The sequence below is a fragment of the Phytohabitans sp. LJ34 genome (assembly GCF_052068095.1).
Taxonomy (GTDB): domain Bacteria; phylum Actinomycetota; class Actinomycetes; order Mycobacteriales; family Micromonosporaceae; genus Phytohabitans.
This window is the reverse complement of sequence record NZ_JBQHDG010000030.1, coordinates 20,542-42,940: the sequence shown is the minus strand read 5'-3', so window position 1 is coordinate 42,940 and position 22,399 is coordinate 20,542. Positions and strand designations below refer to the sequence as shown.

The following is a 22,399-nucleotide window of genomic DNA, read 5'->3' as shown; positions in this document are numbered from 1 at the left end:
GAGGCGCGAGGCACAGGGGGACGACGCCCGAGACAGAGGCTGATGTACGCGGGTCTCAGAAGGACGTCAGGAGATCATGCGGCCACGGTAACCCGGCCGGCCGCGGCCCGCCACCGATTTAGGCGCCCTCGGCCAGGTCTTCCGAACCGGCCGGCCGTGGGACGCAGAGCCACAGCGCTTCGGGCCGCATCTCGGCGCGGAGCGTGCGTCCCGGCTCGATCAGGTCGCCGTCGAGCTCGCGGGGCTGCGCGCGGTTGCTGGTCACCTGCACGCTCCGCCCGCGAAACACCTCCATCCGCGGCACCCGTCGCTGCCGCGTCGCCACCGCCCAGGCCAGCGACGCCCAGTGGCCGAGAGTGCGCGGGGTGAGCACCGCCACGTCGAACGCGCCGTCGTCCGGCTCGGCGTCGAGCAGCAGCCGCAGGCCGCCCTTGAGGCGGCCCACGTTCGCGATCAGGACCGTGCGCGCGCGGCGGCGGATGGGCGGCTTGTCATCGATCCGGATGGTGACCCGCATCGGGCGGTCGCGGAGGTGGCGGACGGCGCCGAACACGTACGCCGGCCAGCCGATCCGCGCCTTCGTCGTCTCCGAGGTGGCGGCGAGCATCTGCGCGTCGAAGCCCATGCCGGCCATCACCGCGAAGCACTCGCCGTCGACCGCGCCCACGTCGATCCGGCGCATCCCGCCGGCCAGCGCGACCTCGATGCCGCCGATCAGGTCGTGGGTGAGGCCGAGGTTGGCGGCGAGCAGGTTGCCGGTGCCGCTCGGCAGCACGGCGAGCGCGACCTCGGTGCCGGCGAGCTCGCTGACGCAGGAGCGCACGGTGCCGTCGCCGCCGCACGCGAAGACCACCCGCGCGCCGCCCTCGACCGCCTTGCGCGCCTGGCCCCGGCCGGGGTCCTCGCGGGTCGTCTCGTACCAGGCCGGCTCCGGCCAGCCGGCCTCGGTGAGCAGAGCGGTGACGGTCTGGCGCAGCTCGTCGAGGTCGACGACCTTCGTGGGGTTGACGACCACGGCCGAGGCGACTGTCACGGGGTCGAGTGTGCATGATCCGCGTTGACGCGCGTATCCCACCGCCCTAACATCGACGATCATCTAGGCCAAGCGCGTCCCGGGAGCCGGCGCGCGTCGTGGGCCGTTCTTCGTGCCGCCTCCCACGTACTGGGCAGACGTGGTTGGCGGCGCGCGCATCCCACGAGAGGAATCACCATGCGCGCAAATACGCGCCGCCGGCTCCCCTTCGCCCTCGCCGGGCTCGCGGTGTCCGTCGCGGTCGCGGTGCCGCTGGCCACCGCGCCGTCCGCGAGCGCCGCGGAGCCGGTCACCGTCGCCAACCACACCTTCGAAAACAACGACACCCATGGTTGGGCGCCGCGCGCCGACGAGACCGTCGCGGTGAGCACGGCCGTGGCACATTCTGGTACCGGCAGCCTGCTGGTCAGTGGACGGACCCGCACCTGGGAAGGGCCGACCCTCAGCGTGCTGGACACAATGGACAAAGGGGTCCGCTACACGCTGTCGGTGTGGGTCCGCGTCGCCGCCGGCGGCGGGTCCACCCAGGCCCGGCTGAGCGTCGAGCGGCGTACGGCCGGCACGCCCAGCTACGACCAGGTGGTCGGCAACACCAACGTCTCCGACGGCGCCTGGGTCAACCTCCAGGGCCAGTACACGCTCGCCCACGACGTCGAGTTCCTGTCGGTGTACGTGGAGACGGCCAGCGGGACGGCGTCGCTGCACATCGACGACTTCGTGCTGTCGTACGTGCCGGCGACACCGATCCAGACCGACATCCCGTCGGTCAAGGACGTGCTCGCGAGCCACTTCCCGATCGGCGCGGCGATCAGCGTGCCGCAGACGCTCGGCGAGCACGCCCGGCTGCTGAGCAAGCACTTCAACTCGGTCACGCCCGGCAACGCGCTCAAGTGGGACGCCACCGAGCCGACCGAGGGCACGTTCCGCTTCGCCGACGCCGACGCGATGGTCGACTTCGCGCGGGCGAACGGCATGGAGGTGCGCGGGCACACGCTGGTGTGGCACAACCAGACGCCGGCGTGGGTGTTCAACGACGCGAGCGGCGCCCCGATGACCCCCACCGCGGCGAACAAGGCGCTCCTGCTCTCCCGGCTCGACGCGCACATCCGCGGCGTGGTCGGGCACCACGGCGCCGACATCGCGACCTGGGACGTGGTCAACGAGGTCATCGACGAGAACCAGGCGGACGGGCTGCGCCGCAGCAAGTGGTACGAGATCGCCGGGCTGGACTACATCCGCACGGCGTTCCGGGTCACCCGCGAGGTGGCGCCGGGCGCGAAGCTCTACATCAACGACTACAACACCAACGTGCCGGCCAAGCGCGACAAGCTCTACAACCTGGTGAGCCAGCTCAAGGCCGAGGGCGTGCCGATCGACGGCGTCGGGCACCAGATGCACGTCAACGTGGACTGGCCGTCGGTCAGCGAGTCGGAGGCGATGATCCAGAAGTTCGTCCCGCTCGACGTGGACCAGCAGGTCACCGAGATGGACGTGAGCATCTACACCAACTCCGGCGAGTCCTTCCCGACCCCGCCGCGTGACCGGCTCATCCGGCAGGCGTACAAGTACCGCGACCTCTTCGACCTGTACAAGCGGTACTCGTCGGAGCTGACCTCGGTGACCGTGTGGGGCCTGGCGGACGACGACACGTGGCTCGACACCTTCCCGGTCGTGCGCAACGACGCGCCGCTGCTCTTCGACGAGCAGCTCCAAGCCAAGCCGGCCTACTGGGGCATCGTCGATCCCACCAGGATCGAAGCCACGCCGACGGCCACGGTGCCGACCTCGCCCTCGGTAGTGCCGACGACGAGCGCGCCGCCCACGACCACCCCTCCGCCGGCCGGTTCCTGCCAGGTCACCTACCGGGTCGTGGGGCAGTGGCCGGGCGGTTTCCAGGGTGAGGTGCGGGTCGCGCCGGGCCAGGCGCTGACCAGCTGGACGGTCGGCTGGTCGTTCGCGAACGGTCAGCGGATCAGCCAGCTCTGGTCCGGCGGCTACACCCAGAGCGGCGCCACCGTCACGGTGACAAACGCGTCCTGGAACGGCAGCGTGCCCGCGAACGGCTCGGTCACGTTCGGCTTCGTCGCCAGCTGGACCGGCACGAACGCGGCACCGGCGTCGTTCACCGTGAACGGGGCGGCCTGCTAGATGTGCGGGGCCCTCAGGTCGCGGCAACGACCTGAGAGCCCCAGCGGCGTCAGGAGGTTACGTCGCGGCTGCCGAAGCGCGCCCAGGCCGCGCTCAGGAAGATGGCGGCGTACGCGGCGGCGGAGAGCAGTCCGCTGCGCAGCGGATCCCACGCCACGGGGTCGCGGAGCAGGTCGCCGAAGCTGTCCCACCAGTGCGTGATCAGGTAGGGGTGGAGCCAGTCGACCTGCGGGATCACGCCGAGGATCCAGCTGGTCATGCTGAACATGACGATCGCGATCGTCGCCCCCATCGGCTGCTCGGTCAGCGTCGAGACGAAGAGCCCGACGGCGCCGAGCGCGGCGAGGCAGGCCGTCAGGTAGAGGCAGATCGCCAGCAGTCGCAGCAGGCCCTCGCCGAGCCCGATGGTCGTGCCGGAGAGCAGTGTGACCTCGCCGCCGCCGAAGAGCAGCAGCCCGGCCACCACGCCGGTGCCGGCGACCGTCACGACCGCCACGAACGTGCCGGCCACGATGCCCGCGAACTTTACCGCGAGCAGCCGGGTGCGGTGCACCGGCACGGTCAGCAGGTAGCGGAGCGTGCCCACGTTGGCCTCACCCGCGACCGAGTCGCCGGCGATGGCCGCCACCGCGATCGGCAGGAAGAGCTGGATCTCGAGGGCGAGCGCCGCGAGCGCCACGAAAATGCCGTTGCCGGTGATGGACGACAGGAACTCCGGCCCGCCCTCGCCGCCGCCGGAGGAGGTCGGGTTGGCCACCTTCACCGCGATCGCGACGATGACCGGGACGGCGGCCAGCACGGCGAGCCCGGCCTGGTTGCGCCGGCGCCGCGCGACCAGCCCCAGCTCCGAGCGGAGGAACCGGAACGGCGCCGCCACCCTGGTGGTCGGGACCGCCGTCACGTCAACCGCTGACATCGAAGCCCTCCCCGGTCAACGCCACGAACTGCTCCTCCAGGTCGGCCGCGACGACGGCGAAGCCGCGCACGGGTATGCCGTCGTGCACCAGCGTGGCCACCACCTTCTCGGGAGCGACCGGACCCAGCAGGCCGGTCGCGCTCGCGGCGTCGTGCGCCACCTCGGTGAGGCCGAGCTCCCGCAGCACGCGGGCGGCGTCGGCCGGCCGGTCGGTCTCCACCCGCGCGCGGGGCACCGCCTCCGCCCGCAGATCCTCCAGTGTGGACTGTGCCACCAGGCGCCCCAGATGCATGACGCCGACGTGGCTGCAAACCTGCTCCACTTCGGACAGTAGGTGGGTGGAGAGCAGCACGGTGGCGCCCTCCGCGGCGAGCGCCGTGATCAGCGAACGCACCTCGCGGGTGCCCTGCGGGTCGAGCCCGTTGGTCGGCTCGTCCAGGATCAGCAGGTCGCGCGGGGCGAGCATGGCCGCGGCCAGCGCCAGCCGCTGCCGCATGCCCAGCGAGTACACCCGGAAGCGCTTGCCCGCCGCCGCGCCGAGCCCGACCCGGTCGAGCGCGGCTCGGATGCGGGTGTCCGCGGTGGCCGGGCGGGCGGTGCGGTCGGCCGCGTCGAGCCGCCGCAGGTTGTCCATCCCGGACAGGTACGGGTGGAAGCCCGGCCCTTCGACGAGCGCGCCCACCCGGGGGAGCACCGTCGCGGCACCGCCCGGCATGCGCTCACCGAGCAGGGCGTGACCTCCGGAGGTGGGCCGGATCAGGCCGAGGAGCATGCGTATCGTGGTGGTCTTGCCCGAGCCGTTGGGGCCCAGGAACCCGTAGACCGCCCCGCGGGGGACCGCCAGGTCGACGGCGTTGACCGCGACCTGGCGTCCGAACCGCTTTGTCAATCCGCAACTCTCGACCGCGAACGCGGTCATTTGTTCTCCAGGGCTACCTCGTACAACCTTTCCGGGGCCACCAGGCCGGCGTAGATGTCGCCCTTGTCGGTGAGCAGGACGCTGAAGAGCCGGCCGCTGAGCAGGTGTCCGCTGCCCCAGTCGCCGCTGACCGGGGTCAGCATGCTGAGCACCTGGGCCGCCTCGGCCTCGTCGGACGGCTTGCCGCTCCCGTCGCCCTTGGCCACCACGACCGTCGTCCATCCGGTGCCCTCGGTGGTGACGCCGACGTCCTCGGGCGACTTCGGCGCCTTCTGCGCCTTTTCCCGCGTGCCCGGCGCGGGGCTCGTGTCTTCCTCGATCTTCGCGCCCGGCGGCGGGTTGAACCGGAACTGCGCGTCGTCCGGCCGGGCGAAGTCGATCTGCGTGAAGGCGATCTGGAACGCCGTCTCGTCGCTGCCCTTCGGGTAGACCTCCAGCCGCAGCGGCAGGTGCTCGGTGGCGTCGATCGCGATCCGCACCTGGCCTACCAGCGAGGCCTTGTCGCGCGGGGCGAGCACCAGCTCGTACGCGTCGCGCCCGGCGATCGTGGCGGACCGGCCGACCGTGACCTCGGTGGTGGGGTCGACCGCGGCGAGCGCCCGGTCGGCCGCCTCCTGCGGCGTCAGCGGCAGGCTGCTGAGGTCGTGCGACCGGGTGTCCGCGTCACTGATCTTGCGGTGGGTGGCGGTGTTGGTCTTGCTCGACCACAGCCACGCGTCCGTGCCGTTGCGGATGAGATCGGTCTCGCCGAGCGTGCCCATCAGCGCGACCCGGGCCTTGTCCGGCCCCGAGTACCAGACGCGCAGCGTGTTGGTGTCGGTGAGCAGCGACGCGATGTCGGCCGAGCCGCTGCCGCCGCCGCTGAGGTTGGGCAGGTTGGGCAGGCCGAGGTCGGCCGACTGCACCACCGTGCCGGACACCCCGTCGAGCCGTGCCGTCTGTAGGTCGACCAGCAGCTGCTGGGCCGTGCGCGGGGGAAGGCTCGGCTCCGCGGTCGCGGCGAGCGTGCCGACGGCGGCCCCTCCGCCGACCACCACCGCCACCGCCGCCGCGGGCACCAGCCACCGGAGCGCGGGTCGGGAACTCATTACTGACATGTTTCGCACCTCCTGGCACCCATCGTGCGTAACCGGCCCTGTGAGCGTGCTGAGAGTGCCTGTGGCCTCACTCAGCCAGGATGGCACGCTAGGTGGCGTGCGGTTGCTGGTGGTGGAGGACGAGGCTCGGCTGGCGACGGCCTTGCAGCGCGGGCTTCAGGGCGAGGGCTTCGCGGTCGACGTGGCGGGAGACGGCCCGACCGGGCTGGAGATGGCCCGTCACGGCGGATACGACGCGATGATCCTCGATGTGATGCTGCCCGGCTTGTCTGGCTACCGGGTGGTCCGCCAGCTGCGGGCCGAGGAGCACTGGCTGCCGGTGCTGATGCTCTCCGCCAAAGACGGCGAGTACGACCAGGCCGACGGCCTCGACTGCGGCGCCGACGACTACCTGACCAAGCCCTTCTCGTACGTGGTGCTGCTGGCCCGCCTCCGCGCGCTGCTGCGCCGGGGCGCGCCGCAGCGGCCGGCGGTGCTGACCGTCGGCGCCCTCCGTCTCGACCCGGCCGAGCGGCGGGTCACGCTCGACGGCGCCGAGATCGCGCTCACCGTCCGGGAGTACACGCTGCTGGAGTACCTCATGCGCCGGGCCGGCGAGGTGGTCTCCAAGACCGAGCTGCTCGACCACGTGTGGGACGCCAGCATCGAGACAGCCCCCAACGCCGTCGAGGTGTACGTCGGCTACCTGCGCCGCAAGCTGGGCCGCGACATCCTGGAGACGGTGCGCGGGGCGGGATACCGTCTGAGCTCGTGAGACCCAGGTGGTGGCGCCGCATCAGCCTGCGCGCCCGGCTGATGTTCATCGGCGTCGCCGGGCTCGCTCTGGGCCTCACGGTGGGCGGCGTGATGATGGTCTTCGCGCTCGGCCTCGGCCTCCAGGCGACGGCGGAGGGCGAAGCGCGGCAGAACGCCGAGGGCGTGGCGGCACTGGTCGAGGCGGACACGGTGCCCGTCCCGCTGCCGGTCGCCGGCGACGTATGGGTGCAGGTGGTCGACGACCACCATCGGGTGATCTACGCCTCGATCGACGCCGACCGCATGACGCCGGTGCTCGGGGAAGACAAGATGGCGCGCGCGCGGGCGGGGGACAGCTTCGACATCGAGGGCGACCGGCCGGGCCTCCGCGGGCCGGCGACGGTGGTGGCGGCGCAGGCGGGCCCCGACACGGTGCTCGTCGCCAAGTCGCTGGCCGACCTCTCGCAGAGCGTGCGGCTGTTGCGCACCATCCTGCTGATCGCGTTCCCGCTGCTTCTCATCGCGCTCGCGGCGGTGGCCTGGCGGGTGATCGGGCTGACGCTGCGCCCGGTGGAGGCGCTGCGCAGCGGTGCCGAGGAGATCACCGGCGGCGCGCGCCCCGGCCAGCTGCCCCTGCCCGACTCGCACGACGAGATCCACCGGCTGGCCGTCACGCTCAACGGCATGCTCGACCGGCTGGAGGCCGCCCGGGCCCGGCAGCGGGCGTTCGTGTCGGACGCGGCCCACGAGCTGCGCAGCCCGCTGACCAACATGCGTACCCAGATCGAGGTGGCCCAGCGGCTGGGGGAGCGCACCGACTGGCCGGCCGTCGCCGACGACCTGCTGCTCGACACGCAGCGGCTCAGCCGGCTCGTCGACGACCTGCTGCTGCTCGCCCGCGCCGACGAGGCCGGCACGCGCACGCTCCGCGCGGTGCCGGTGGAGCTGGGCGAGCTGGTCACCTCGCTGGCCGAGCGATACCCGTCGCCCCCGGTCACCGCCGCCGTCCCGGACGATCCACTGTGGATCAGCGGGGAGCCGGAGGCGCTCGCCCGGGCGGTCGCCAACCTCGTCGACAACGCCGTGCGCCACACCCGGACCACCGTCCGGGTGGAGGTCCGAGCCGACGGCCCGTACCACCTGGTGACCGTGGCCGACGACGGACCCGGCATCCCGGTAGCGGACCGCGCGCGGGTGTTCGACCGCTTCACCCGCCTGGACGACGCGCGGGCCCGCGACGCCGGCGGCGCCGGCCTGGGATTGGCGATCGTGCGCGAGCTGGTCCGCCGCCACGGCGGCACCGTCCGCCTGGCCGACGCCACCTCCGGCACCGGCCTCCACGCCGAGATCCGCCTCCCCGCGGCGCCCGCCCCCTAGCTGCCGCACATCGACTGGAAGGGCGTTGAGAGCCGGTCGACTGATAAACGGAGAGACGGAGGCCTCGCCCGCCGTGGGCAAGGCCTCCGCGGGCGAGTTACCCGGCCGCGCTGGTAATCAGGCTCATCTGTATGCCCGTCTGGCTCTGCGCCTTAGGGAGGATTTCCGACAGCGGGGAGTAGACGCTGTACTCCTGGTCGCTGCTGTGGTCACAGGCGCCGCTACGGGTCGGTCCGCCGGACAGGATCCCGTATGCCTTGCCGCTCTGCTGCCCGAACAGCGGGCCGCCGCTGTCGCCATGGCGGCCGCAGATGTCGACCTTGATGGCTCGGCCCCAAGGAAGATCGGTGTTGTAGTCGGTCATGGTCTTGCTGAGGATCCGGCCGCAGCGGGTGCCGGCCGAACGGCCGGCGGCTTCGCTGTAGACGCCCGCTGTGCCGGTGCCGGTCGCGCAGACGACCCAGCCGACCTGCATCTCGTCGCGCGTGTACATGCCGATGATGCTGTACTCGGTCGAACCGCCGTAGCAGGTGCTCAGGCTCGGCGCGACGCAGTAGGACTTCACGCGATTGTGGTTCGGCCGGCCGTCGATCCAGTAGCCACTCCAGCTGTGACCGCCGACGTGCTGGTAGGGGAGAATCGCGAAATCGTGCTGGATCGACGTGTTGTAGAACCGCGTGTCCGCCGGCGCGTTTGGGTCGGCGAAGTTTCCGGTCGTCATCTCCACGACGGCGGGCAGGCCGTTGTGGTACATGTACTGCCGTTTCGGTCCGGGGCTTACCACACAGTGGCCCGCGGTGAGCACATATGCCCATCCGTTGTTGCCGCGCAGGTTGAATCCGGTGGTGCAGGATCCCCACGAGCCGTTGTCACGCCGTACGTGCAACCGCACGCCACCGCGCATCGGTGTGTCGCATGCGAGGAGCTCGCATGCTTTGGGTTCGCCGCCGATCTCGTCGGGGGAAGTGTCGAGGAAGATGGGCACCTGGACGGCCTTTCGGGAGGCTGCCCGCTTGTCCACCAGAGCGCGAAGCTGGGCGGCGCGGACGGCATCCGCCGGAAGGTAGACGGTGATCCTTTCCCGCTCCTTGTCGATCCCGATCATTGCCTTGGGATCGGCGGCGAAGAGGGTCCGTGCCTCTTTCTCGGCCGTGACGAGCTGCGCGTACGTGAACTTGCTCCGCACGATCCGGATCTCGCCTGGATCGGCGACCGCGCCGGCGACCGACTTCGCGACTTCCGGCCTGCTGGTGAGGAAGGTGAGCTTTCCGCCGCCGACCTGATCCAGGCTGACGTCGAGCAGTTCGTTCCCGAGCGTCGCTCTTACCGTGGCGGCGATCTCGGCGGCCCGGTCCTGTAGGTCGAGCCGGCGCTTCGCCTCCGCCTTGCTCACGCCGTACTCCGTCATGAGGTATTCCAGCGACTCGCGGATCGCCGCGTCAGCCGGTGGTGGCGGCGCCGACGTCTCCGGCGGCAACACGGGCTCCGCGTGTGCGGGAGCCATGCCGCCGCTGGCTAGGACGCTCACCACGGCGAGCACACCGACGATCCTGACCAGTCGACCGGACGACCTGCGGCTGGGGCGCTCAATCTTCGGGTTCATCAGCAGAACGCTCCAAACTTGTGGCTCGAGATCGTGTCACGCCAGCCCCGACCCGGCTCGTACGCCGCCGGTGGGGTGACCTCCGCGTTGGAGGGCAGTTCCGCGATCCAGGTGCCTTTGCAGAGGATGAACGAGTCGCCCGATTGGGTGTCCCGGAAGAAGCGAATGTCGTGGGTGTTTCCGTGGCTGTAGAACGACCACGAGAAGTTTTCGATCCCGTTGAAAGGCGCGGGCAGGCTGTAGTAGTCGTACTCGCTGTTGAAGAAGGCGTACCCGGTGCCGGTGAAGTTGGAAAATGTCCACAGGCACACGTAGCCGGCGGGGCAGCTGGCCAAGCCGGGGCCGATAATCATGCGGGTGGCGAGGGCCGTTGCGGGTCTCAGCCCGGATACCGCCGTCACGGCGACAAGTACGATCGCCAGCAGCACGCCCAACGCGCGATGTGCGGTGCGGCGCGGTGTTCCCGATCCAGTTCTCATCCGGTCCTCTCCTCCGTAATCCGGTCAGTAGGAAGTCGTGCCGCCTCGATAGACGGCGCCGTTGCTCAATGCGCAATGGCTCCATGCGTACGACGACACGCCGGCGTCGGCGCCGGCATAGAGAATCTCGTCGTCGGAGTTGCGGTGGATCTTTGCGTAGCAGTTCTCCGTGGACAGGTCACCGATCGTGGCGCGAACACCCGCCGCGACAGTTCGGCAGCTGGCGTTGTAGTCATCATGTAATTCCCCCGGTTTCCGGCGCTCTCTGGTGGCAATCACCGCGCCCAGATTGGATTGTCGAGTTCGGATAGTCGGCGGGACAGAACATTCGGCTGCCGCCGAATGTTGCCCGACAAAGATCCACACCGCCGCCGTACGTCCTGTCCAGTTCCCGACGAGACAGGGACGTGTACCAGGGCGTCCAATAGACGAGGCACACGCAAGACGGGGGAACGGCTGTGCTCAAGATCTACTTCACCAGCGACGATGTCGCCCGGACCCGCATCGCCGACGGTCCGGACCCGCTCTGGGAGCTCGTCCTCGCGCTCCAGATGCTGATGCCGCAGCGCGGTGACCTACTCTTCGCGGGCTGGCGCAGCGAGGCCGCCGGCCTGCTCCGGCGCGCCAACCTCGGCCCGCGGTTACGGTTGCTGCTCGCGCTTACCCCGAACGTCGGCTACTTTCCGGACTTCCTCAACCCGATCGACGCGATGCGCGGGCTGGAGTACGGCCTTGAAGCGATCCGCCGCACGGGCAGGGAGACCCTCCGCCGAGATGTGGGCCGGCTGGCGAGCACGCATCGGCTGCCGGCCGAGACCCGCGACATCGCCGAGGGAGATCCGGAGGTGATGGCCGAGCTGACCGACAGCATGCGCAGCTGCTACGAGATCCTTGTGGCGCCGTACCGGCGCAGCATCGAGTCGGCCATCGAGCGAGACCGGGCCGCCAAGACAGCCGCACTGGCCGCCAGCGGCGTGGAAGGCATGCTAAGCCGCCTCCGCCCGATGGTGGCCTGGTCCTTGGGCGAGCTGCGGGTGCCGTCGCACCGAGACCAGGAGTTACACCTGGACGGCCGAGGGCTGCTGTTGATCCCGTCGTACTTCTGCGTCAGCGGGCCGCTGACGCTGCTCGACCCGATGCTTCCACCGGTGCTCGTCTACCCGGTGGAACGCCAACCGGACGCTCTTCCGATCAGGAGCCGGTCGAACCCCGCGGCGCTGAGCGCGCTGATCGGCACCACCCGGGCAGCGGTCCTGTACGTCATCAGCACCAACCCCCGGACCACCGACGAACTCGCTCGCCGGGTCGGCATCTCGCCCGCCACCGCCAGCGAGCACGCCAGCGTCCTGCGCCGAGCCGGGCTGATCACCAGCTATCGCGACGGCCACCGCATGCGACATCACCCCACCCAGCTGGGACTCGCACTCCTGAACCAAACCGGTGACCAATCCACGAAGGAGGATTGAGCTACCGCGGACAGCATCCGGTCACGGGCGTCAGCCCGAGCGGGTGGTGCAGACGGGCTTGGCGCGGCCGAGCGTGTTGCTGGTGTAGACGACCGCGATCTCGAAGCAGAAGTCGCTCTCCTGGTCGAGGCCGTGCACGACGTAGCTGGTGGTGCCCGCGGGCAGATCCTGGCCGAACGGGCGCTGTGGCTGGCCCTTCGGCGCGCCGGACACCCGCACCTTGCCCTTCGCCCCGACCGGGTAGGCCCAGCGCAGGGTGATGCTCTCCCGGTCGTCCTTGATCGTCACGCGGCTGGGCGGGGTGCCGACGCGGGGCTGGGCCGGCGCCGTGGGGCTGGCTGGTGGCTTGGTCGTCGGCGGTGCGCTGGTCTGCGGCGCGCTGGTGGCCGGGGGAGGCGGCCAGCTCGCGGCCGGCGGGGCGGTCTCGTCCGGGTCGTTGCCCTGGTCGATCGCGGCGAGCCCGACCACGACCGCGACCGCGCCGATCACGGCGGCGACCAGCGCGCCGGTGACCAGCGGCGCTGGCCCTCTGCGGCTGCGGCGGCCGCGCTGGCGGGGCACGTGCACAGGCAGGTTGCCGGCGGTCTCGTCGGGGGGCCAGGCGGCGGCGACGTCGGGTGGCACGGAGGGCTGCGGCCGCTCGCGCGGCGGCTCGCCGGGTGCGGGCGGCAGGTCGAGCGGCGAGCCGTCGACGGCCTGTAGGCCCGGGTAGGCGTCGTCGTCGGCCGGCGCGGTCGGCAGTGCGGGGCCGCCGCAGTTGTGGTGTGGGTTGGCCGGCGCGCGGGAGAGCGCGGCGATCTGGGCGACCAGCGGATGGTCGGGCTCGAGGTAGACGCGGGTCAGCTCGCGGGCGTGGGCGAGGTGCTGGTGCGCCTCGGTGAAGCGCCCGCAGTCGCGCTCCATCGCGCCCAGCCGCGCGAGCATGCGGATGCCGGCGGGATGAGCGTCGCCGTACGCCTCGCGGGTCATGTCCCACGCCTCGGCCAGGCGGGCGCGGGCGATGTCGCACTCGCCCCGCGCGTACTCCACTGTGGCCAGATCGGCGTGCGCGGCCAGCACCTGGGGCGCCTCCGGACCCTCCAGCGCGGTGAGACCCTCGATCACCGCGCCGTAGAGGGCGGCCGAGTCGGCGTGGTTGCCGGTGCGGTGCAGCACCGAGGCGAGCACCGCGGCGGCCCGGATCGTGCGCTCGTGGGACGGGCCGTAGAGCCGGCTCTCCGCCTCGTACGCGAACGTCGCCCAGGCCCGCGCCGAGTGCGGCTCGCCCAGCCCGATCAGCACCCGGGAGTGGAGGCTGGCGGCCTCGGCGAGCGCGGAGGAGGCGTTGGCCGGATCGGTGTCCGCGGCGGCGAGCGCGTCACCCAGCAGCAACTGCGCCGCGGAGAGGTCACCCGCCTCGAAGAGGTCGTACGCCCGCGCGGTCACTTCGGCCAGCCCTGTAGACATCTGCCTCATCGTGCTGGACCGGCGACGATCAGTACAAGTGCCTGCCTGAATCGAGATGGTCCAACATGGCCTCGCTGATCTCCCGCAGCTGGGCCACCTGCTCCGGTGTCAGCTGGTCGAACAGGTGCGTGCGCACCCCCTCGACGTGCCCGTGCGCGGCCGCTTCCAGCACCCGGAAGCCGGCATCGGTCAGCACCGCGAGCTGACCCCGGCGGTCGGTGGGGCAGTCTTCGCGGCGCACCCAGCCGTACTCCTCCAGCCGCGCCACCGCGTGCGAAAGTCGGCTACGCGACGATGACGTGGCTTCGGCCAGGTCGCTCATCCGCAGCCTGCGGTCGGACGCCTCGGAGAGGCGGACCAGGATCTCGTAGTACGCGTGCGGCATCCCGGCGTCGCGCTGGAGCTCGCGGTCGAGCGTGTCCCAGAGCGCCCGGGAGGCGTGCAGGAACGCGCGCCAGGTGCGCTGCTCCTCCTCGTTCAGCCACCGGGTCATGTGAGAAAGCCTAACAATACTGTTGAACGCTCAACTATCGGGGTACCGTGGTGGCCATGGGTGTTCATCGGCTCAACCATGCCGTCCTCTTCGTCCGCGACGTCAACCGTAGCGTCGCCTTCTACCGTGACGTCCTCGGTTTTCGCCCGATCGCGATGACCCCGGACGGCTTCAAGGGCGCCGCCTTCCTTCAGGCACCCGACTCCACCAACGACCACGACCTCGGCCTCTTCGAGATCGGCGACGGCGCCGGGCCCTCGCCCGCCGGCCGCGGCACGGTCGGCCTCTACCATCTCGCCTGGGAGGTCGACACGCTCGACGAGCTCGAGCGCGTCGCCGGCAAGCTGGCCGAGGCCGGCGCGCTGGTCGGCAGCTCCGACCACGGCACCACGAAGAGCCTCTATGGCAAAGATCCAGACGGCCTGGAGTTCGAGGTCGTCTGGCTGATCCCGGCCGACCGGCTCGACTCGGCGGCCATCGAGGCGCGCAAGAGCATCCGCCCGCTCGACATCGCGCGCGAGAAGGAGCGGTACGGTGCCACCACCCGAGGCGGCGTGGGGATCTCGGTTTCCGCGTAACTTAACCCTATGAGCGCGATCGCCGGGGCCCTCCGCGAGCTGTTGGTGCGCTACCTCGACGCCTGGACCCCGGGCGCGGTGCACGGCGCGCGGGGCGCCACGTTCGCGTACGGCTGGGCCGACGCCCCCGACGCGGCGACCGCCGAGGCCGCGTTGCGCGTGTTCGCCGAGTTCGCCGACCGCCTGCGCGGCCGGCGGCTCGCGATGTTGCTGGTCGGGCCGCCTTCCGACGGGCTCACCGCCCGCCTCGACGCGGTGCAGGCCGAGCTTGGCACACCCCCCGAGCTCGGCGTCCACACCGTCGAGGGCCCGCTCGACGAGCGCCTGCCCGCCGCGCTCAAGGCCGCGGGCGCGGCCGGCGCCCCGCTCCTGGCCTTCCTGGATGGCGCCGGGCCCGCGTCACTCGCCGCCGCCGGCACCGGCAAGCCCGCGGAGGTCCTTCTCGTCTCTGGAACAGGTGAACTGCCGACCCCACCGATGCCGCTGACCGCCCACGTGGAGTTGGTGAACACCTCCGGCGCCCGGCTCGTCACCTTCGCCACGACGGCGGGCAAAGGGCTGGAGGCGTTCAAAAACGCGCTCTGGGCCGTCGACGAGTACGCCGGCGTCCGCTACCGCGACCCGCGCGACCCGGAGGGTCACCTGCTGGACATCTCGCTCAGCCCGCACCCCGGCCCGCTCCGCCGCGAGCTGCTGGCCCATCTGGGCTCGGCCGGCGCGCGCACGGTGACGGAGCTGCGGCAGTTCACGCTGACCCAGACGGTGTACCGCGCCTCGGACACGGTGCGCGTGCTCAACGCACTGCTGACGGCCGGCACGGTGAAGCGAACCCCAGAACGCGGCCGCCTCGGCGGCGACGTGGTGATCGCCCTCCCTTAGATCAAGCCCTGCTGCCGGTCGAACTCACCGAGCCGGACTCCATGGAGGAAGTCGTCCCACGAAGAAGGGGCGAAGGCCAGGGGCCCTCGCTGGCGGTCTTTCGAATCCCTCATCAGGACGGCTGCCCGCGCGAAGATGCAGATCTCGACGCACTGGTCAGTGAGGTCACTGCGCGAGCTCTTACGCCAGCGCAAACGAGGTCGATTAGCCACTGTGGTCATCGCTTGCCTCCTTGAGCGGGGACCTGAGTGTCTAGGTGAATAGTAATAGCGACACTGCGTGCAAATTTCACGCGAAATTGCGATTGGTATTTTCGGATGTGTCTGATCTTTGGTTGAGGAAGCTTCCCGAAGTGATCCACATTGACCTGGGTTGTCATGATTGGGGTTCGCCGACGGCAGCTTCCAGTGTCTCGGTGTTTGTGGGGAGGCGCTACGGTGCGTCGCGGATCTGGCCGGGACCTCGTGCCGCTGGGTGCGGTCGTCGGGCTCGTCGCTGGTGCCGTCCTGGTCGTGTTCGCGTCGCCGGCCCTGCTCACGTGGTTGAGCGAGCGGCCGTACGAATGGGAGCGCCTGTCCGCAGTTGGGGAGGCGTACGGTGGCGTGGCGCCGGTTTTCTCCAGCGTCGCACTGGTTGCGGTGGCGGTCTCGTTGCTTCTGCAATGGCGACAGAGCCGAGTGGCTTTGCTTTATTCCAACAGAATGCAGCAGCTGGAATTGGCGAAGTTGTCCCTAGACAATACGGAGTTTCTCTACGTCGAGGGCGCCGACGTGATGAACGACCCGGACGTAAAGTACAAGGTTTATGCTAATCTAATGGTGGCTTTCTGGGCCACGGCATGGGACCTCCGGAGGGTCGACTCTGTCAACCTGCGCCGGGGTGCTGCGCGCCTTTTCGAGAGCGAAGTCGCACGCGAGTGGTGGCCTGGCTCGAGATTATCGTATGCCAGGACACGGCGCGGGAAGAAGTTTGTCGATCTCTTGGATGAAGAGTACGCGAGTGCTGTGTCTGCTGGTCCAGGGTTCCGATTCGACCCACCTGTGCCCACTGACGAGCCCGCGGTTGATCAACCAAGGTCGTATATGCGGTCGGGCGACAGACCTGGCCGTGTTGTTTTCACCGCGGTAGGGATGGTCCTCGGGGCCGCCGCCGTAGCGGGTGGGCTCGTCGCTCGTCAGTATCTAGCGCGCCGTTGACTCGCGGCTAGCGGGGCTCCCAGGCGTCGGGGCGGGTGGTGAGCTTGCGGACGTGTGCCGGCATCTTGCCGGTGACCATCTCGGCGAGGCTGACCTCGTCGACCACCTCGCGCACGGCCGCCCGCACGGCGACCCAGAGGCGGGGGAGGTTTTCCGCCGCTCCCTCGTACTTTGTCTCCTCCGGCCGCAGGCCGCGCACGCCGGCGAGGGGCCCGTCGACCGCCCGCAGGATCGAGCCGATCGTGATCTCCCGCGGCGTCTGTGCCAGCGTGTATCCGCCCTCGGCACCCCGCTGGGCGCGGACGATGCCGGCGCGGCGGAGGTCGGCCAGGACCGCCTCCAGAAACTTGCGCGGCATGTCCTGCTCGTGCGCTATCGCTTGCGCGGACATGAGTGACGGGTAGGCGGCGGCGAGACTGAGCGCGGCTCGCACCGCGTAGTCACCGCGGGCGGAGATTTGCACGCCTACATCATGCCTGCACGAACCCCGGGACGGGGTCGAGGGGTGGTCGTGGCGCGGGCACGTGGGCCTGCGCGTGATCGTCGCCGGTCTCCGCGGGGTCCTCCGCGGACGTGGCGGCCCGGAACGCCCCAGGGCTCTGGCCCACCTCGCGCTGGAAGAAGCGGCCGAAGTTCGTCGGCTCCGGGAAGCCGAGCCGCCGCCCCACCTCGGCGACCGGCAGGTCGGTGCCGGCCAGTAGCCGCTTGGCCTGGAGGGCCACCCGGTCGTCGATGACCTGCTTGGCGCTGCGCCCGGTGGCGGCGAGGCTGGCCCGGGTGAGCGTACGCACGCAGTAGCCAAGCCGGTCGGCATAGTCCTCGACGCGGCGGGTGTCCGCGTAGCTGTCCTCCAGGTCTTGGCGGAAGCGGGCGTAGGTCTCGTCCTCCGCTTGCCGCGGGCCGAGCAGGCGGATGCGGAGCAGCAACGTGGCGAGCTGCTGCCGCAGCAGCTCGGGCGACAGCTCCCGCTCGCGGTCGACGACGAGCTGGCTGACCTCGTTGATGACGGCGTCCTCGTCTTCGCCGGCGAGCTGGCGGTAGGTCGGGCCGCCGTCCGGCAGGTCGGGGCCGGGTGTCCAGCACACCAGCGTGGCGTCGAGCCCCGGCTGGCCGCCGGGGCGGACCAGCTGGCCGGGCCGGGTCCACACGAGCGAGCCCGGCCGGCACTGGAACACCTCGAAGTCGACCTCGTGGCTGCCGTGCCCTTTGGTCACCAGCACGAGGCAGTGGTGGTCCAAGATGGACGCACGGTGTGGTGTGAGGTCACGCAGCGTGCCGGTGGATATCCAGGTGCCGCCCGCTCCACCGGCGGCCTGACCGAAACCGAACATCCCACCGACCGTAGCCGCAGCGGCGTGACCTCGCACGTCGTGGCGGCAAAGCTGCCGGTTGCTCAGCGCAACGGCACGTCCACCCAGCTCGGCCCGGTGACCGCGATCGCCGCCCCGGCCGGGTTGGCGTCGAGGTACAACGGGTCCTCGGTGTCGAGGACGAGCGCGAGCCGGTGGCCGGCCGGCACGTTCCACGCGGTGGCCGGCAGCGCCAGGTCGATCTCCTGCCGCCCGCCCGAGAGCCACGTGTACGGCGCGTGCGTCACCAGCCGTCCGGTGCCCACCAGGTCCACGTCGTACAGGTAGGCGACGACCGTGCCGGTGCTCGCTCCCGGGGTGACGGTGAGGTGGACGCGGGGGATGCCGCGCACCGCGGCGCCGCCGGACAGCAGCCCGGTCTGCCACACCGCCGCCCGCGAGCGGTCGACGGCCGGCAGCCAGGCCAGCGGGGGTATCCCGGTGAGCGCCTCCAGCCCGTTCGTGAGGAGCACGACGCCGGCGTTGGCGACGGTGTCGCCGTTCGCCCGGAAGGAGGCCGCGGAGAGGGGGTAGCGGGTGGTCGAGCCGGTCACGTCCGCCCAGTCCGCGTACGGCTCCACGCCGCCGTTGCGCACCCGCAGCACGACCGGCGCGCCGCCCGCCGGCCCGCCGCGCAGGTGCTGGTCGAACCACTGCCGCGCGCTGGCCCACACCTCGTTGGGCAGGCCGGCGAGCCCGGTCAGCTCGGGGATGGCGTGGTCGCCGGGGGAGAACTCCAGCCGCTTCGGGCCGGTCAGGTCGCCGAAGAAGTCGACAAGTTGGTTGGGACCGAAGATGGAGTCTCCGTAGGCGTTGGCGAGCAGGACGGCGGGCCGGTTGGCACGCAGACCGTCCAGATAGGTCTCCGCCGAACGGATCCGTCCCCAGGCGGTGATGCCGTCGACGTTCCGGTTGGCGAAGTAGTCGGAAACGATCTGTTCGAACTCGGCGCTCGGCCGCCCGAGCAACCGGGCGGTCGCCTGGAGCAGCCACACGGCCTGCGGGTGGCGGGTCTGGCCGGCGTACAGCGACTCGACCAGGTCGCTCCACCCGGACAGGGCGGCCACCGCGCGTACCCGGGGATCATGGCCGGCGGCGATCAGACCGATGCCCGCGCCGTACGAGACGCCGCCGAGCCCCATCCGGGCCGGGTCGGCCGTCGTGTTGGCGTCCAACCAGTCGATCGCGGCGGACACGTCGGCCACGTCCTTCGGCCCGGCCGTGTCGATCTGCCCGCCGGAGCCCCAGAAGCCGCGGGCCGTGTACGAGAGCACCACGTACCCGGCCGTGGCGAGCGATCGCGCCTGGGCGAGGTACTCCGCGTCGTTCAGGCCCCAGCTGGAGATGAAGACGATCGCGGGGTGCGGGCCGGGGGTGGTGGGGGAGATGAGGTTGGCCTTGAGGACCGCGCCGTCGCGGGCGGGCAGGTCGACCAGGCGAAACGCGGTGGTCGCCGCCGCGTGCGCCGGTGCCGGCGCCGCAGTGAGCAGGGTGAGGATTCCGAGTACGGCGGCCGTCGCTCTGACGGTGTGGCGGGGGAAGAGCGGCATGGTGACCTCGCGGGGGACTGGCCGGACCCGGAGGACGGCCGGGTCCGGCGAGCGAGCCGCGGTGGCGCCACCACGAAGATGTTACTGAACGGTAGCTGAGGTATTAACCAGGTCACAAGAGGGGAACGTCGATGTCTGTTCACCGGAAAAGTAGAGACGCCGCGCGGAGACGGCAGCTCCGCGCGGCGCTCGGGTGTGTCCGGGTCAGCGGCCCGCCAGCAGGCGGTTGACCGCCGCGTCGACGTCGAGGTGATCGGTCTCGCGACCCCGCGGCACCACGACGTACGTCCGCCGCAGGAACCGCACCAGCACGCTGCGCGGCACCTCGAAGAGCGCGTTGCCGTCGGGCGACGACAGTGCCAGCGCGACGAAGTCTCCGCGCGGCGTGGCCCAGGGCCACACCCGCACGTCGCCGATCCCGGCCGGCTCGTCCAGTCCCGTGACGAGCAGCTCGCGGGCGAACGACCAACTGACCGCCTCGCCCCCCGCCGACTCGGCGTGGAACAGCACGTGGACCGCGTACGGATCGGCCGGGTCGTAGCGCAGGCTGGCCCGTACCGGCAGCGCCGTCGCATCCGGTGCGACGAGCCGCAATGACGTCTCGACCTCTACGGTCGTCGGTCGGATGACACTCATGGACGTTCTCCCCCCGGCACCGCTGCGGGACGCACGTGACCCGCGTCTCCCATACTCAGTGGATACTCCTGATTACGCTCCGCCATACGCTGATCTCACCCAGTAGTGGGAAGACGGCCCCGATTTGCCACGAGATTGAACTGATTTCATATAGGATGTCCGGTTCTTTTTCCGTGGTGGTTGCCGCCCGGCGTCGGGTGTGGCTCAGACGTCGACTCACTCCGGTAACGTCCAGTGGTCCAGATGAGTGACGGGCGGGACGAGACTGCGGAGGCGAAATGGCCCCAAAAGAGGCCATACTGGGTGTCGATACGGGCGCCCGGCCGTGGTTCCGGGGGGTTGAACGGCGATGACGGGGACGGACGTGGTGGACGCCACAGAAGATCGTGGACAGGAAACTCCAGGCGCCATGGACGAGGGCGCCCTCCTTCAGAAGCCACGCTGGCGCGACCGCATGAGCACCACGCTCGAGGTCGTCCGCGCCAACCCCACCGGCCGCGTGGCACTGAAGATCGCGGTAGGCCTGGCGGGCCTCCTGGTGGTGGCGGTCGGCGCACTGCTGATCCCGCTGCCCGGCCCAGGCTGGCTCATCGTCCTGGGTGGACTGGGCATCTGGGCGATCGAGTTCTCCTGGGCCCGGCGCCTGCTCACCTTCACCCGCCGCTACCTGCGCCTGTGGACCAGATGGGTGACCCGCCAGTCCTGGGCCGTCCGCATCGCCATAGGCCTGGTCGGGATGATCTTCGTCAGCGCGGTGGTGTGGGCCTCGGTCCTGCTGAGCTTCGACGTCAACCTGGTGACCGAGATCCTCGACCGCCTGTGACCCATCCCCGCGACGCGCGGGGGTACTGAGATGCGCGGCGGGGAGCGGATCGGGTACAGTCGTGCGCGCTGAGGGCGATTAGCTCAGCGGGAGAGCGCTTCGTTCACACCGAAGAGGTCACTGGTTCGATCCCAGTATCGCCCACCGAGGTCAGGGGCCAGAATCCATCGATGATTCGGCCCCTTCTTCATGCCGTACAGCAGCGAAGTACAGCAGTGTGAGTCGGCCATGAGTCAGCCGTCCAAGCTTTCGCCGAGCCGCTTGAGCGCGTCACGGGTGGCCTTGCTGGAGACCTGCGTGTAGATCTCCATCGTGATCGAGAACTGAGCATGTCTCAGGATCGCCATCGCGACACGGGGATGCACGTCGAGGTCGGCGAGCAGGGTGCCACAGGTGCGCCGGGCGTCGTGCACGGTGATCCGTCGCACGCTGGCCTTGTCGATGCGGTTGTCATAGGACCGGCTGAAGTTACGCGGCTCGATCGGTGTGCCGTAGCGGGTGGTGAAGACCAGCCCGGAGGACTGCCAGACGTTGCCGGCCGCCGAGCGTGCCTCCTGTTGCTGCCGCTGGCGCAGCTGGAGCGCCGCCACGCAGATGGGCGGCAAAGGCAGGGTGACGTCTGAACCCTCGGTCTTGGTTTCGCGGTGCAGCAGCTGCCCGCCAACGCGCTGGAGCTGCCATGCGATGGTGACCTCAGCCTGGTCTAGGTCCACGTCATCCCAGGTGAGTCCGAGTGCCTCGCCCTTACGTAGGCCCTGCACGAGGACCAGGACGTAGGCGGCGTAGAACGGGTCGTCATCGGCCCGGGCGGACTCCAGGAAGCGCCGTGCCTCGTCGCTGGACCACGCCTTGCGCTTGTGGGAGCGAGCCGCGGGCAGTTTGACGTCCGCAGCCGGATTCTTCCCGATGAGTTCTTCGGTTATGGCGCGGCTGAGCGCTGACCGAAGGGCGCCGCGAATATCGCTGATCGTTCGTCCGGAGACGAAGTCGTTGCAGCATTGCCCGACCGCACAACAGCGGCGCTTTGCGGGTCGACGGCCAGCGTCCTTGCCTTGCGCGCAGCATTGGCAGGTGTCGCGAATGTTGTTCAACCACACCTGCACGTCGCGCAGCTGGAGCCGGTCCAGCCGCTTGGCACCCAGGCCCGGGATGATGTAGAGCCTGCTGAACGTCTCATACGTCGAGTAAGTGAGCGGAGCCAGGTTCGGCTTCACGACCTCGACAAGCCAGCGTGTCACGAACTGGCCCAGTGTCGGGACGGTGGTCGCCACCGGTCCGGCCTTAGCCTGTTGGTGAAGTTTGATCCACTTGTCGTGGACGATCTCGCGGGTCTTGCCGTAGACGTACTTGCGGGTGCGCTTGCCGTCTGGCTTGATGACCCAGACGTAGGCGGCAAAGCCGTTGCGGTAGGGGAAGATCGAGCCTTCCCCGTTGGAGCGTTTGCGGCTAGGCATCAGGCGGCCTCCTGTTGGTCGACGAGGTTGCGGATGTACTCGTCGACCCACTCAGGGAGGATGCGCCGATACTTACCGTCCTTAATGGACCGCAGTTCACCGGTTGCGATCTTCATCTTCACCTTCGACAGGCCGTACCCGAGAAGCACGGCGACCTCGGCCGGCGAGTACCACTTCGGGATGAGCGGCCCGAGCTGGCTGCCCATTTGGTTGTCCTCCTTC

General features: G+C 70.2%; 24 protein-coding genes and 1 tRNA gene. 9 read left to right on the top strand and 16 right to left on the bottom strand.

Features of this window, described 5'->3' with window-relative positions:
- Window positions 1–118: 118 nt before the first annotated feature.
- Window positions 119–1,033: a diacylglycerol/lipid kinase family protein gene (locus tag ACTMTJ_RS39495; protein ID WP_441223865.1), complete on the bottom strand. Its 915-nt coding sequence runs from the start codon at window positions 1,031–1,033 to the stop codon at window positions 119–121.
- Window positions 1,034–1,210: 177 nt separating this feature from the next.
- Here ACTMTJ_RS39495 and ACTMTJ_RS39490 point away from each other — a divergent pair, with 177 nt between their 5' ends.
- Window positions 1,211–3,181: an endo-1,4-beta-xylanase gene (locus ACTMTJ_RS39490; protein WP_441223864.1), complete on the top strand. Its 1,971-nt coding sequence runs from the start codon at window positions 1,211–1,213 to the stop codon at window positions 3,179–3,181.
- A 49-nt stretch (window positions 3,182–3,230) separates the two neighbouring features.
- Here ACTMTJ_RS39490 and ACTMTJ_RS39485 read toward each other — a convergent pair whose 3' ends face one another.
- The 3 genes from ACTMTJ_RS39485 to ACTMTJ_RS39475 are packed head-to-tail and all read right to left on the bottom strand — an operon-like array spanning window position 3,231 to window position 6,113.
- Window positions 3,231–4,097 carry an ABC transporter permease gene (locus ACTMTJ_RS39485; protein ID WP_441223863.1) on the bottom strand — a complete coding sequence of 289 codons (867 nt, stop codon included), beginning with the start codon at window positions 4,095–4,097 and terminating at the stop codon, window positions 3,231–3,233.
- Entirely contained in the window at window positions 4,084–5,016 is a 933-nt protein-coding gene (locus tag ACTMTJ_RS39480) for an ABC transporter ATP-binding protein (protein ID WP_441223862.1), read from the bottom strand. The genes ACTMTJ_RS39485 and ACTMTJ_RS39480 overlap by 14 nt, the downstream gene beginning before the upstream one ends.
- On the bottom strand, window positions 5,013–6,113 hold the full coding sequence (locus tag ACTMTJ_RS39475; protein WP_441223861.1) for a LolA family protein: 1,101 nt from the start codon (window positions 6,111–6,113) through the stop codon (window positions 5,013–5,015). The genes ACTMTJ_RS39480 and ACTMTJ_RS39475 overlap by 4 nt, the downstream gene beginning before the upstream one ends.
- Before the next feature lie 97 nt (window positions 6,114–6,210).
- On the opposite strand from ACTMTJ_RS39475, the gene ACTMTJ_RS39470 reads away from it, so the two are divergent.
- Window positions 6,211–6,867, top strand: coding sequence for a response regulator transcription factor (locus ACTMTJ_RS39470; protein ID WP_441223860.1), 657 nt, complete (start codon window positions 6,211–6,213; stop codon window positions 6,865–6,867).
- A 41-nt stretch (window positions 6,868–6,908) separates the two neighbouring features.
- Window positions 6,909–8,225, top strand: a complete 1,317-nt coding sequence (locus ACTMTJ_RS39465) for a sensor histidine kinase (RefSeq protein ID WP_441223946.1) — start codon at window positions 6,909–6,911, stop codon at window positions 8,223–8,225.
- Between the two features lie 97 nt (window positions 8,226–8,322).
- Here the strand turns inward: ACTMTJ_RS39465 and ACTMTJ_RS39460 are convergent, their stop codons facing one another.
- From ACTMTJ_RS39460 to ACTMTJ_RS39450, 3 genes are read right to left on the bottom strand one after another with little or no spacing between them, the layout of a single operon-like run.
- Window positions 8,323–9,828, bottom strand: coding sequence for a S1 family peptidase (locus ACTMTJ_RS39460; RefSeq protein ID WP_441223859.1), 1,506 nt, complete (start codon window positions 9,826–9,828; stop codon window positions 8,323–8,325).
- Window positions 9,828–10,307, bottom strand: coding sequence for a peptidase inhibitor family I36 protein (locus ACTMTJ_RS39455; protein WP_441223858.1), 480 nt, complete (start codon window positions 10,305–10,307; stop codon window positions 9,828–9,830). Before ACTMTJ_RS39455 ends, ACTMTJ_RS39460 begins: the two co-directional genes overlap by 1 nt.
- 24 nt (window positions 10,308–10,331) lie before the next feature.
- Window positions 10,332–10,586 (bottom strand): hypothetical protein, encoded by a 255-nt coding sequence (locus ACTMTJ_RS39450; protein ID WP_441223857.1) that lies wholly within the window; start codon window positions 10,584–10,586, stop codon window positions 10,332–10,334.
- Window positions 10,587–10,765: 179 nt separating this feature from the next.
- Here ACTMTJ_RS39450 and ACTMTJ_RS39445 point away from each other — a divergent pair, with 179 nt between their 5' ends.
- A complete protein-coding gene (locus ACTMTJ_RS39445) occupies window positions 10,766–11,773 on the top strand; it encodes an ArsR/SmtB family transcription factor (RefSeq protein ID WP_441223856.1) in 1,008 nt (335 codons plus the stop codon).
- A gap of 30 nt (window positions 11,774–11,803) precedes the next feature.
- On the opposite strand, the gene ACTMTJ_RS39440 is transcribed toward ACTMTJ_RS39445, so the two are convergent.
- Window positions 11,804–13,219: a tetratricopeptide repeat protein gene (locus ACTMTJ_RS39440; RefSeq protein ID WP_441223855.1), complete on the bottom strand. Its 1,416-nt coding sequence runs from the start codon at window positions 13,217–13,219 to the stop codon at window positions 11,804–11,806.
- A gap of 28 nt (window positions 13,220–13,247) precedes the next feature.
- Entirely contained in the window at window positions 13,248–13,712 is a 465-nt protein-coding gene (locus ACTMTJ_RS39435) for a MarR family winged helix-turn-helix transcriptional regulator (protein WP_441223854.1), read from the bottom strand.
- Between the two features lie 56 nt (window positions 13,713–13,768).
- Here ACTMTJ_RS39435 and ACTMTJ_RS39430 point away from each other — a divergent pair, with 56 nt between their 5' ends.
- Both ACTMTJ_RS39430 and ACTMTJ_RS39425 read left to right on the top strand, forming a co-directional pair.
- A complete protein-coding gene (locus ACTMTJ_RS39430; protein WP_441223853.1) occupies window positions 13,769–14,290 on the top strand; it encodes a VOC family protein in 522 nt (173 codons plus the stop codon).
- 9 nt (window positions 14,291–14,299) lie between these two features.
- Entirely contained in the window at window positions 14,300–15,169 is an 870-nt protein-coding gene (locus ACTMTJ_RS39425; RefSeq protein WP_441223852.1) for a hypothetical protein, read from the top strand.
- Here the strand turns inward: ACTMTJ_RS39425 and ACTMTJ_RS39420 are convergent.
- Window positions 15,166–15,390, bottom strand: coding sequence for a DUF397 domain-containing protein (locus ACTMTJ_RS39420; RefSeq protein WP_441223851.1), 225 nt, complete (start codon window positions 15,388–15,390; stop codon window positions 15,166–15,168). The genes ACTMTJ_RS39425 and ACTMTJ_RS39420 overlap by 4 nt on opposite strands.
- A gap of 156 nt (window positions 15,391–15,546) precedes the next feature.
- Between ACTMTJ_RS39420 and ACTMTJ_RS39415 the strand changes: the two genes are divergently transcribed.
- Window positions 15,547–16,365 (top strand): DUF6082 family protein, encoded by an 819-nt coding sequence (locus ACTMTJ_RS39415; RefSeq protein WP_441223945.1) that lies wholly within the window; start codon window positions 15,547–15,549, stop codon window positions 16,363–16,365.
- Window positions 16,366–16,372: 7 nt separating this feature from the next.
- Here ACTMTJ_RS39415 and ACTMTJ_RS39410 read toward each other — a convergent pair whose 3' ends face one another.
- From ACTMTJ_RS39410 to ACTMTJ_RS39395, 4 genes are all read right to left on the bottom strand, one after another.
- Window positions 16,373–16,828 carry an RrF2 family transcriptional regulator gene (locus ACTMTJ_RS39410; protein WP_441223850.1) on the bottom strand — a complete coding sequence of 152 codons (456 nt, stop codon included), beginning with the start codon at window positions 16,826–16,828 and terminating at the stop codon, window positions 16,373–16,375.
- Between the two features lie 7 nt (window positions 16,829–16,835).
- Window positions 16,836–17,696, bottom strand: a complete 861-nt coding sequence (locus ACTMTJ_RS39405; protein ID WP_441223849.1) for a helix-turn-helix domain-containing protein — start codon at window positions 17,694–17,696, stop codon at window positions 16,836–16,838.
- Window positions 17,697–17,758: 62 nt separating this feature from the next.
- The gene (locus tag ACTMTJ_RS39400; RefSeq protein ID WP_441223848.1) at window positions 17,759–19,264 is read right to left on the bottom strand and encodes a S15 peptidase family protein; all 1,506 of its coding nucleotides are present in this window, start codon (window positions 19,262–19,264) and stop codon (window positions 17,759–17,761) included.
- Window positions 19,265–19,468: 204 nt separating this feature from the next.
- Window positions 19,469–19,900: an SsgA family sporulation/cell division regulator gene (locus ACTMTJ_RS39395; protein WP_173054647.1), complete on the bottom strand. Its 432-nt coding sequence runs from the start codon at window positions 19,898–19,900 to the stop codon at window positions 19,469–19,471.
- Between the two features lie 409 nt (window positions 19,901–20,309).
- Here ACTMTJ_RS39395 and ACTMTJ_RS39390 point away from each other — a divergent pair, with 409 nt between their 5' ends.
- A complete protein-coding gene (locus tag ACTMTJ_RS39390) occupies window positions 20,310–20,723 on the top strand; it encodes a TIGR02611 family protein (RefSeq protein WP_441223944.1) in 414 nt (137 codons plus the stop codon).
- Between the two features lie 72 nt (window positions 20,724–20,795).
- Window positions 20,796–20,867 (top strand) — tRNA-Val (locus ACTMTJ_RS39385).
- Between the two features lie 89 nt (window positions 20,868–20,956).
- Here the strand turns inward: ACTMTJ_RS39385 and ACTMTJ_RS39380 are convergent.
- The gene (locus tag ACTMTJ_RS39380) at window positions 20,957–22,177 is read right to left on the bottom strand and encodes a site-specific integrase (RefSeq protein ID WP_441223847.1); all 1,221 of its coding nucleotides are present in this window, start codon (window positions 22,175–22,177) and stop codon (window positions 20,957–20,959) included.
- Window positions 22,177–22,383: an excisionase family DNA-binding protein gene (locus ACTMTJ_RS39375; RefSeq protein WP_441223846.1), complete on the bottom strand. Its 207-nt coding sequence runs from the start codon at window positions 22,381–22,383 to the stop codon at window positions 22,177–22,179. The genes ACTMTJ_RS39380 and ACTMTJ_RS39375 overlap by 1 nt, the downstream gene beginning before the upstream one ends.
- Window positions 22,384–22,399 lie beyond the last annotated feature (16 nt).